This is a genomic window from Listeria goaensis (genome assembly GCF_900186125.1).
Classification (GTDB): Bacteria; Bacillota; Bacilli; order Lactobacillales; family Listeriaceae; genus Listeria; species Listeria goaensis.
In genome coordinates, this window is record NZ_FYBQ01000011.1 from 100,146 (window position 1) to 110,330 (window position 10,185).

The following is a 10,185-nucleotide window of genomic DNA, read 5'->3' on the forward strand; positions in this document are numbered from 1 at the left end:
CTTTACTTAGTTCTATTCCCACTTTCTTCAAATAAAAACTGTGATACAATGGAAGAGGAGGTTTTTTGATGAAAATAACTGCGATTCAAGCCCAACAAAAAAACAAAGAACGTTACAACATTTTTGTAGATGAAAACTATTTATTCAGTGTAGACGAAGCCGTATTAGTGAAATTTCAACTAAAAAAAGAAATGCCGCTAACCAATGAATTAATAGATAAAATCGTCGAGGAAGACGAAGTCCGTAAAGGCTTAAATAAAGCCATTCAATTTTTAGCGCACCGCGTTCGGTCAGAAAAAGAAGTGCGTGACTATTTGAAAAAACAGGAAATTTCAGAAGCACATATTTCGAGTGTCATTCAAAAATTGGTGGAAATGAACTATTTAGATGACGCCGAGTTCGCGAAACTGTATATTAGAACGCAAATGAAAACGACAACAAAAGGAAAAGGTAAAATTGAACGCGAACTCATTGAAAAAGGCATCACGCGCGAACTCATTGCCGAAACACTTCCGTTTTATACAAGTGATATGCAATTAGAAAACGCGAATAAAGAAGCAGCAAAAATTGCGCGCCGCGGCAAGCGGACATCACGTAAAATTTTAACACAAAAAATTGTGACCGATTTAATGCAAAAAGGCTATACCGTCGAGCTTGCAAAAGAAGCGGCAGCCGTCGCAACAGCGGATTTAGATGAAAATAGTGACGAAGCAATTCTCGGTGCAGAGCTTGAAAAGCTGATGCGGAAAAATAAACGACTTGGTCCGAAGAAGGCGAAACAAAAAACCATTCAGTCACTCATGCAAAAAGGCTTTCAATATGATACAATACAAACTTATCTAGCCGAAAATGAAATTGATTTTGAAGAGGTGGAGCAAGATTGAATGAATATGTAGAAGAACTCGTACAATTGCTTCAAGCGAAAAATCCGAGTTTAGACAAAGAAAAAGCGCTCTTTTGGGTGGAAATGCTTTGGTCGGATTTTGAAAGTTCTTATGCGAAAGCAGGTTATCCGTACCGCGGACCTGAATATGCTTATGAATATGTCAAACAACAAATTGAACACCACGGAGCTGTGCTTCATCATGTGAGTTCGAGAAAATAAAGGAGAGTTTAAATGAAAATAAGAGGTTTTGAAGTTGTCAAGGATGCTAATCGAGTATTTTTGAATCAAACGATTACACTGCCCGTTCGCTCAGATAAAGGGTCAGCTGGGTATGATTTTTTCTCCAATGAAGAAGTGACACTACACCCGGGGAGCCAGCACGTTTTCTGGACAGACGTGAAGACCTACATGCAAGCTGATGAGGTGTTAAGTGTTTACGTGCGTTCCTCGATTGGAATTAAACGCGGACTTAATTTATCAAATAACACAGGAATCATTGATGCATCTTATTACGGGAATCCTTCGAATGACGGCAACATTGGAATTGCGATGCGAAACATTGGCGAAGCTAGTGTTAAAATTGAACAAGGCGAGCGAATTGCCCAAGGTATTTTCACAAAATATCTCGTTGCTGACGTGGATGATGTGACAAATGAGTCACGCGCTGGTGGTGTTGGGAGTACTGGTAAATAAATTTTAAATAAAAATCCCAGCTGTTATTGTAACAGCTGGGGTTTGTTTATGAGGTTAAAGTTACACAGCTACTGGGGTGAGTTTCTTCTGAAGTTTTTCATCAGAGAAAATCCAGCCCGTGTAAGATGATAAGATATTCATATCATCGTCTAGACGAACAACGGCAACAAACGGATAGTGCCCGTTGCTACGGTATCTCAAATCCGTAAACGTGACATACGTGGCATCTAACTTTTCTTCAATTCTCCAGTTATACACTTTTGAAAAGGAGACAAAAGCGGCCAAGTTTTTATCTTGTTTCGCAGAACGAATGATTTCATTATTTGGAACGGGTAAGCGATCAAACTTTTCATAAACTGAAATGTTTCGTTTGAAAGCACGTCCCACATAATAATGTTCTTTCGTTGTCACAGCGACACGCCACTGGAAGAAATGAATCGTTGAAGCGATGATGATTTCTTCGGCATCAGGAATTAAATTCTTGACGGCATGTTTAATCATGTGCTGTGTAACTGCGCGTGCGACATAATAAAGCGCGAGGATTCCGTAAAGCGTAAAGAATGTTGGACCAGCAGGAGCACCGAGTAGCCAGATGATAATCGCAACGACATGTGATCCAAAAATAAACCAATCAAATGTGTTGATGAAACCAAATGCGACCCAAGTGTCTTTAAATGGTCGAACCGCTTGCGTCCCGTATGCATTAAAAATATCGACGAAAATGTGTAACCCGACTGCTATAAAGCTCCATAAGAGCAAGTGTAAAAATGTTGCTGCCGGAAAAATAAAGTAAAGTACAGTTGAAATTAAGAGCGGCCAAATCGCGAGCATCGGAAGGGAATGTGTAATCCCCCGGTGATTACGAATATAATCCGCATTGTTTTTAAGTTTTAATACAGTGTCAATATCAGGAATTTGAGAACCAATAATTGTTGCTGCCATGATACCCATTGTAGCATGAGTACTACTTGCAACTACAGGGTCAATTGTTGCGAGAGCCCCAAGTGCAATCCCCATAACAACATGTGTGCCTGTGTCCAAATGCTTTCCTCCTCCAAGAAGTTAGAAAGAGTCACTTAACAAACCAAGCGGCATCTTCCTGCGACTAAAGTGTGTGGGTGAGTAATTACTACTCTGTCAGCTAAGCCTTTACAAGCAGAGTGCTGTTCAAAAAAAGCTAGCTTCTGTATAATAGAAAAAGCTTAACCATTAATCTATTCCCATGTTTTCATTATACTACACATCGAAAGTGCGGAGCATTAGAATTTTATGAGAAATTTAGGTGAACGAATGACAAATACATACTTTGATAAAAAACAAACTGAAGCTTTCAGACAAGCTCTAATCGATTGGTACTTAGCCAATAAACGGATACTTCCCTGGCGTGAGAACACTGACCCGTACCGGATTTGGGTGTCAGAAATCATGCTACAACAAACGCGAGTGGACACGGTTATCCCTTATTTCACGCGATTTATGACGCAATTTGAAACGATGGAAGACTTTGCTTATGCGGATGAAAATGCGATTCTTAAAATTTGGGAGGGGCTCGGTTATTATTCACGTGTCCGCAATTTGCAGGCGGCGATGCGTCAAGTTGTTGAAGAACATGAGGGAATAGTGCCAGACACGTTAAAGGACATTTTAAGTCTAAAAGGGGTTGGCCCATATACTGCCGGCGCAATTTTAAGTATCGCCTATCAGAAAGCGGAACCCGCAATTGATGGGAATGTTATGCGTGTCATGTCGCGCGTATGCGAAATTGATGCGGACATTATGAAACCAAGTACGCGAAAGATTTTTGAAACGGTGCTGTATGATTTAATTGACCCAATTGATCCTGCGTCTTTCAACCAAGGCTTAATGGAAATTGGCGCGTTAGTTTGCACACCGAAAAAGCCAATGTGCCTACTTTGCCCACTGCAACCGTTTTGTTCAGCGCACAAAAATGGGAAGGAACTGGACTATCCAGTTAAAATAAAAAAAGTGAAGTCGAAAAAAATTCATCTGCTGGCAATTGTTGTCCGGCAAAATGACCGCATTTTAGTTGAACAGCGCCCGTCAGAAGGACTGCTAGCCAATTTATGGCAGTTTCCAACTGTGGAAGTAAAAGCAAATGCCAATAGTGAAATGGTAAAACTTGCTTTCCTAAAAAAATATGGTTTAGAAGTTGAACTTCAAGAATCGCTACCGCATGTGAAGCATATTTTTTCGCATTTGGTGTGGGAAGTGGACGTTTTGACGGCTAAACTTACTGGCGGTAAGCCAGAAGACAAGGTGAAATTTGTTTCAGAAGAGGAGATGCAGCGGCTTGCGTTTCCCGTGCCATACCAAAAAATGTGGCAAAGTTTTATTGAGAGAAAAGGGGATTTGGAATGAATAAAGTAGCTTTAGTGACTGGAAGTAGTCGCGGGCTTGGTCGTGAAATCGCGATTCAGCTTGCAAAAGAAGGATATGATGTGGCGGTAAATTTTGCGCGGAGTCGTAAAAAAGCCGAAGAGGTGCAGGCGGAAATTGAAAAACTTGGCAGAAAATGTGAGCTTTTCCGTGCGAATATTGGCGATGTTGAAAAAACGCGCGCGATGTTTGCTGAAATTAAAGCGACGTTTGGACGACTTGACCTTTTTGTGAGCAATGCGGCTAGCGGCGTCTTGAAACCGCTGATGGAGCTTGAACAAACGCACTGGGACTGGACGATGAATATTAATGCGCGCGCCTTTTTGTTCGCTAGCCAAGAAGCGGCTAAGATGATGCAGGAAACGGGCGGCGGGAAAATCATTGGGTTAAGCTCAATTGGTTCGATTCGTTATTTGGATAATTATACGACTGTTGGCGTTTCTAAGGCGGCGGTTGAATCGCTCACGCGTTACTTGGCGGTTGAGCTTGCGCCTTACGGAATAGCAGTTAACACGGTTTCAGGCGGCTTGATTGAAACGGACGCGCTGGAACATTTTCCGAATAAAGCGGAGTTAATCGAAGATGCGATTAGTAGGACTCCGGCGGGGCGCATGGTAGAGCTTCAAGATTTAGTCAGCGCAGTCATGTTTCTTGCGAGCAGCCATGCAGATATGATTCGCGGGCAGACGATTGTGGTTGATGGTGGACGGACATTACTCGTATAAGCTCAAATAAAAATGATTTTCCCACTTTAAATGGAACTTTCTGCACGGATTTTACTTTTTTAATCAAAAAAGATGATTTTCCGTAGTTTATTGTTTTTTGCGTTGTTTTGTTATGTTATAATGATTTGTGAATAACAGCTTCTAGTACATGAAGAAAGTAGGAAAGTGTGTATGTACTTGCCAAAAGAGAAAGAAATTATCCAGATTAAGAGCTACAAACACAACGGTAAACTTCATCGTACTTGGAAAAAAACAGTTGTGCTAAAAGCAACGGAAAATGTTATTATCGGGGGAAATGATCATACACTTGTCGTGGAATCTGACGGGCGAAAATGGGTAACGAGAGAGCCATCAATTTGCTATTTTCATAGCGATTATTGGTTTAATGTGATTTCAATGATACGGGAAGATGGCCTGTACCATTATTGTAATCTAGGAACGCCTTTTGCGGTCGATGAGGAAGCGTTAAAGTATATTGATTATGACTTAGATATTAAAGTTTTTCCTGACGGACGTTTCCATTTACTTGATGAAGGTGAATACGAGCAGCATCGTCGCCAAATGAAATATCCTGATGCCATCGACCGAATTTTACGCAATAACGTAGATATTTTGAGTCACTGGATTTTGGATAAAAAAGGACCTTTTTCGAAGGACTATATTGATATTTGGTATGAAAAGTACAAAGAATACCGTTGAAAAAAGACGCATTTGCCTAAACCTGTTTGTTTAATAAGGTTTGGGCAACGTCTTTTTTTTGGCGTCTTTTTGTTCGCTTTACATGGCTAATAAGTATGTGATTTCAAGTAAAATAAAGCGGATAAAAATAAGCATAAATCTAGTAAAGTCCATTACCTAAATGGTAGTGTTACTAGATTTATGCTTTTTATCCATTACTCTTCCGTCACACTAATATCAATTTTATTCTCATCCGTATGGCGGATTTTAAAACTATGAATGAGTTTTTCTAAATAGTCGATTGCTTCCTGATAGGCAAAAACGCAAGCGATAATGCGCATTAAGTGATACTCATCTGTGTTGTTTTCTGGGTCATCCGATTTCATTTCATTTAAAAATAAATCCATTAATTCTTTCGGATCTTGCGCCAAATGGTCTTCCAAGTAATCTGTATCAACGGCAACGCGGTCAATGTATGTGAGTAGAAGTTGTTCATGTTTATCTACTAAAAAGTCAATTTGCTGTCTGATGACCTCTTGTTTTTCAGGATTAAGTTGTAAATAATCATTTTCGTAGCGATTTTGAATTTTTAAAAGTTCATAGCCTTTTTGTGAGCAGAGAATCATTTGCCGGTAGATAGCAATTTTACGCCCTTTAGAAACAGAATTTCGCTTTAAAAAAGTTCTTTCTTCTTTATAAAGCTCATATTGATTACGAATTTGCCCAATTTGTTTCTGCATCCAGTTCATATCTTTTTTTAGTAAAGGAAAATCAGCGGCATGGCGTAAATTTAAGCGGATCCATTTAATAATCTCATTGTTCGTATTGTAAATTTGCTGATACAAAGCCACTTCATATTTTGGTGGAATGAAAATTAAGTTGACGATAAATGCTGCAACAAGCCCTAGCATGATTGTACCAAAACGAATTAAGGCGATTTCAAGGAAGTCATTTCCGGGTGAATCCATGACAATAACAAGTGTTACAAGAGCAAGGCCAATCGTATTTTCTAGTTTTAATTGCAGAAGTAGCGCCACACAAATAACGGAAGCTACGCCAATCAAAATGAAGTCATTTCCAATGTATAGACCAAAAACAATGGCAATGATGGCACCAATCACATTTCCTTGCGCGCGCTCTAAAATAGTTCGGTACGAGCGGTAAATGGACGGTTGAATCGCAAATATGGCGGAAATTCCTGCCAGCGAAGGAGAGGGGGACTGGAAAAGTTCGGCAATAAATAAAGCTAAACTTATAGCAATACCAGTTTTTAATATTCTAGCTCCAAATTTCATGGTAGGTGATTCCTTTCTAATGGGCGATTTTTATCTTTTAATACCTTTATTATAACCATATTTTTCATTTTGTAACATAAAAATCATTTTTCGGAGGCCATAATGGCAAATACACGCTCTGTTGCCGCAATTGTGTCGTCGATATCTGCTTCAGTATGGGCCGTTGTAATAAACCAAGCCTCGTATTTCGATGCCGCCAGTAAGATACCTTCCTCACGCATAAGTTTAAAGAAACGACTAAATTGTTCGCCGTCAGTTTGTTCAGCATCTGCATAGTTCCGCACAGTTTTATCGGTGAAAAATACCGTCAGCGCCCCAACAATTTGGTTAATCGTAATTGTAATGCCGTGTTTTGCAGCAGCATTTAAAATACCATTTTTCAATTTAGATCCGTATTTTTCAAAACGATCATAAAGTCCTTCTTCTTGTAAAACTTCTAGGCAGGCAATGCCAGATAGAATGGAAGCGGGATTTCCAGCGTGTGTGCCAGCTTGATAAGCCGGACCAAGCGGTGCTACAGTTTCCATAATATCCAAGCGCCCGCCATACGCCCCAATCGGCAAGCCGCCGCCAATAATTTTTCCAAGCGCTGTCAAATCCGGTTTCACTTGGAGCAAATCTTGCGCCCCGCCGTACATAAAGCGAAATGCCGTAATCACTTCATCATAAATCACGAGCGCACCCGCCGCATGAGTCAGCTCATTTACTTTTTTCAAAAATCCTGGTTCTGGCCCGACAATCCCGAAATTCCCGACAATCGGCTCCACAAGCACCGCTGCCACCTGATCGCCCCAAACATCAAGAGCTTCTTTAAAAGCTTTGACGTTGTTAAAAGGAACGGTAATGACTTCTTTGGCTGTCGCTTCTGTCACACCAGCAGAATCAGGCGTGCCTAGTGTTGAAGGTCCAGAACCCGCTTCCACCAAAACGAGATCGAAGTGTCCGTGATAAGACCCGCCGAATTTAATAATCTTATCTCGGCCAGTATAGGCGCGAGCAACACGAACCGTTGTCATGACAGCTTCCGTACCAGAATTGGTAAAGCGCACCTTTTCCATAGAAGGAATCGCTTCTTTTAACATTTTCGCAAATGTAATTTCATGCACAGTTGGCGTACCATATAAAACCCCAGTTTCTGCAGCCTTTGTAATCGCCTTTGTAATGTGTGGGTGTGCATGGCCGGTAATAATGGGGCCAAAAGCCGCTAAGTAATCAATATACTTATTCCCGTCCACATCATAAAAATAAGCCCCTTCTGCCCGCTCCATCGTAATCGGCACACCGCCACCAACGCCCTTGTACGAACGACTTGGACTATTAACGCCGCCAACAATATGTTTTTTTGCTTCCTTATGTATAGCATCTGATTTTGAATGATCCATCTAGACATCTCCTTTGAATTTCGCGGAATCCCGCTTATCTAGTCCATTTTATGCGAAATAATTTAAAACAGCAACATGAAAGAACAACTTAATTGCCGTTTTTTCAAAAAAAGCATAAACTAAAAGAGTAGAAAGGGGGCTGGGCTGTTTGAAAATCTTATATACGCTAACGATACCGGAAGATTGGCAAGTAAAACAGCAAGAAGCATATCCAAACGATATATTTTATTACGAAAAAGAAATAAAGAACTTTAAGGAACTTAATGAAGTGGACTGCATCGTGACATATGGCGGTGACATCACAGCAGAAATTATTGAAGCAGCTAGCGCACTAAAGTGGATTATGGTCTTTTCTGCGGGCGTTGACGGCTTACCTAAGCAAGCTATTCTAGAAAAAAATATTTTAGTGTCAAATGTTCGCGGCATTCACGCTGTCCCGATGGCAGAATTTGTGCTGAGCTATTTGTTGCATGACGTGAAGCAATTACAACACTTTTATGAAGCTCAAAAAAAGAAAGAGTGGGCGTTTTCCCACCCTGTCGTTGAGCTCGGCAATAAGGAAATCGTTGTTGCTGGCGCAGGAGCAATCGGCTCGCAAATCGCAAAATTCGCCAAAATGTTTGGCATGCAAACGGTAGGACTAAATACAACCGGCCAACCAGTAGAAGGTTTTGACAAAACTTTCGCCATGCGTGACTTAAAACAAGTAATTCGCGCCGCTGACTATTTCGTTTCTGTGCTACCAAAAACAAAAGAAACGACAGGCGTCTATGATGAAGACTTCTTCCATATTTTGCCGAAGAGCGCCGTATTCATCAACATCGGTCGTGGAAACGCTATAGAAAGCGCCGTTTTAGAAAAAGTCATCGCTGAAAAAACCATTCGCCATTTCTATCTCGACGTCTATCCCGAGGAACCGCTGGCGACTGAAAGCCCGATTTGGACAGCTACAAATGTCACAATGACCCCACACGTATCTGGACATACCGATCAATATATTAATCGCAGCATGGAAATCTGGCTTGATAGTCTAGAGAAGTTTAAAGCAGGCAAAACCGTGCAGAATGAAATCAACTTAAATAGAGGATATTAAATCGTTGTATTGACAGCTTATGAACATTTCCGTTAAAATATAAGAAAGTTATCATTTAAAGGAAGGAGTGCATGACGGTGTCTAACACTCATTTAAAAGAGTCAATAGATATTCTAAAACAGTCAGGAGTACGAATTACTCCTCAACGTCATGCTATACTTGAGTTCTTAATTAATTCACATATTCATCCAACTGCCGACGAAATATACAAGGCACTTGAAGGCGATTTTCCAAATATGAGTGTTGCAACAGTTTACAATAACTTACGCGTATTTAGAGATGCAGGATTAATTAAGGAATTATCATATGGCGACGCTTCAAGCCGATTTGATTTTTCTACTTCTAACCATTATCATGCTATATGCGATGAATGTGGAAAGATTGTTGATTTCCATTATCCAGGTCTAGATGAAGTCGAGCATTTTGCCTCCCATGTTACAGGGTATGAAATTAACAAACATCGTTTAGAAGTTTATGGGTTATGTCCTGAATGTAAAGCGAAAAATAAAAAATAAAATCACCTATTTTAAAAATAGGTGATTTTTGTTTTGCATAAAATGATTAATTTTTATGCGGAAAAGGGGATTTTAAAGCCTAGTTTGCCTTAGAAATGGTGAAAAAAATATTTTCTCGCATTTTTATGCATAAACTTGTTGACATCTTCATTTAAAATTGATATATTAGTTTTCGGCGCTACTAATCAATTGTTTTTGAAATTAAATTAATTCAAAAAAATGTTGACAGGCAAGCGTTTAGATGATATGATTTAAAAGTCGCAAAAAGCCAGTTGCTTTTCAAAAATGCGGCAAATTATGACCTTTGAAAACTGAACAAAACGAAGATGAAAAAGCGATGAAACAGATGTTTCACCAATCAATTCATAGGACAGGAAACAAAAAGATGTTTCCAAAAAAAGTAAGAAACAAGCTAGCAAAGTCAATTTGTGACGCTAAGGAAACTTATTCACGGTGTTGAATAAGTATTCAAATTCGATTTATTTTAAAGAGAGTTTGATCCTGGCTCAGGACGAACGCTG

At 39.9% G+C, this 10,185-nt stretch carries 11 protein-coding genes; 8 read left to right on the forward strand and 3 right to left on the reverse strand.

Annotation, left to right across the window (positions count from 1 at the left end):
- The first annotated feature begins 68 nt into the window (after nt 1–68).
- From recX to CFT42_RS12170, 3 genes are read left to right on the forward strand one after another with little or no spacing between them, the layout of a single operon-like run.
- Nucleotides 69–884, forward strand: a complete 816-nt coding sequence (gene recX / locus CFT42_RS12160; RefSeq protein ID WP_088816229.1) for a recombination regulator RecX — start codon at nt 69–71, stop codon at nt 882–884.
- Entirely contained in the window at nt 881–1,105 is a 225-nt protein-coding gene (locus tag CFT42_RS12165; RefSeq protein WP_088816230.1) for a YfhJ family protein, read from the forward strand. Before recX ends, CFT42_RS12165 begins: the two co-directional genes overlap by 4 nt.
- 12 nt (nt 1,106–1,117) lie before the next feature.
- A complete protein-coding gene (locus CFT42_RS12170) occupies nt 1,118–1,579 on the forward strand; it encodes a dCTP deaminase/dUTPase family protein (protein ID WP_088810921.1) in 462 nt (153 codons plus the stop codon).
- Nucleotides 1,580–1,639: 60 nt separating this feature from the next.
- Here the strand turns inward: CFT42_RS12170 and CFT42_RS12175 are convergent, their stop codons facing one another.
- Nucleotides 1,640–2,620 (reverse strand): metal-dependent hydrolase, encoded by a 981-nt coding sequence (locus tag CFT42_RS12175; protein ID WP_088810922.1) that lies wholly within the window; start codon nt 2,618–2,620, stop codon nt 1,640–1,642.
- A gap of 249 nt (nt 2,621–2,869) precedes the next feature.
- On the opposite strand from CFT42_RS12175, the gene mutY reads away from it, so the two are divergent.
- The 3 genes from mutY to ntdP all read left to right on the forward strand — a co-directional run bounded on the left by mutY (nt 2,870) and on the right by ntdP (nt 5,400).
- A complete protein-coding gene (gene mutY / locus CFT42_RS12180; RefSeq protein WP_088810937.1) occupies nt 2,870–3,958 on the forward strand; it encodes an A/G-specific adenine glycosylase in 1,089 nt (362 codons plus the stop codon).
- Complete coding sequence (gene fabL, locus CFT42_RS12185; protein ID WP_088816231.1) at nt 3,955–4,701, forward strand: enoyl-[acyl-carrier-protein] reductase FabL; 747 nt, start codon at nt 3,955–3,957, stop codon at nt 4,699–4,701. The genes mutY and fabL overlap by 4 nt, the downstream gene beginning before the upstream one ends.
- Before the next feature lie 171 nt (nt 4,702–4,872).
- Nucleotides 4,873–5,400 (forward strand): nucleoside tri-diphosphate phosphatase, encoded by a 528-nt coding sequence (gene ntdP / locus CFT42_RS12190; protein ID WP_088810924.1) that lies wholly within the window; start codon nt 4,873–4,875, stop codon nt 5,398–5,400.
- A gap of 194 nt (nt 5,401–5,594) precedes the next feature.
- Here ntdP and CFT42_RS12195 read toward each other — a convergent pair whose 3' ends face one another.
- Both CFT42_RS12195 and CFT42_RS12200 read right to left on the reverse strand, forming a co-directional pair.
- Entirely contained in the window at nt 5,595–6,674 is a 1,080-nt protein-coding gene (locus CFT42_RS12195) for an aromatic acid exporter family protein (RefSeq protein ID WP_088810925.1), read from the reverse strand.
- Nucleotides 6,675–6,757: 83 nt separating this feature from the next.
- Nucleotides 6,758–8,056: a glutamate-1-semialdehyde 2,1-aminomutase gene (locus CFT42_RS12200; protein WP_088816232.1), complete on the reverse strand. Its 1,299-nt coding sequence runs from the start codon at nt 8,054–8,056 to the stop codon at nt 6,758–6,760.
- A gap of 148 nt (nt 8,057–8,204) precedes the next feature.
- Here CFT42_RS12200 and CFT42_RS12205 point away from each other — a divergent pair, with 148 nt between their 5' ends.
- Entirely contained in the window at nt 8,205–9,149 is a 945-nt protein-coding gene (locus tag CFT42_RS12205) for an NAD(P)-dependent oxidoreductase (protein WP_088816233.1), read from the forward strand.
- 71 nt (nt 9,150–9,220) lie between these two features.
- Nucleotides 9,221–9,664 carry a peroxide-responsive transcriptional repressor PerR gene (gene perR, locus CFT42_RS12210; protein ID WP_088810928.1) on the forward strand — a complete coding sequence of 148 codons (444 nt, stop codon included), beginning with the start codon at nt 9,221–9,223 and terminating at the stop codon, nt 9,662–9,664.
- Nucleotides 9,665–10,185 lie beyond the last annotated feature (521 nt).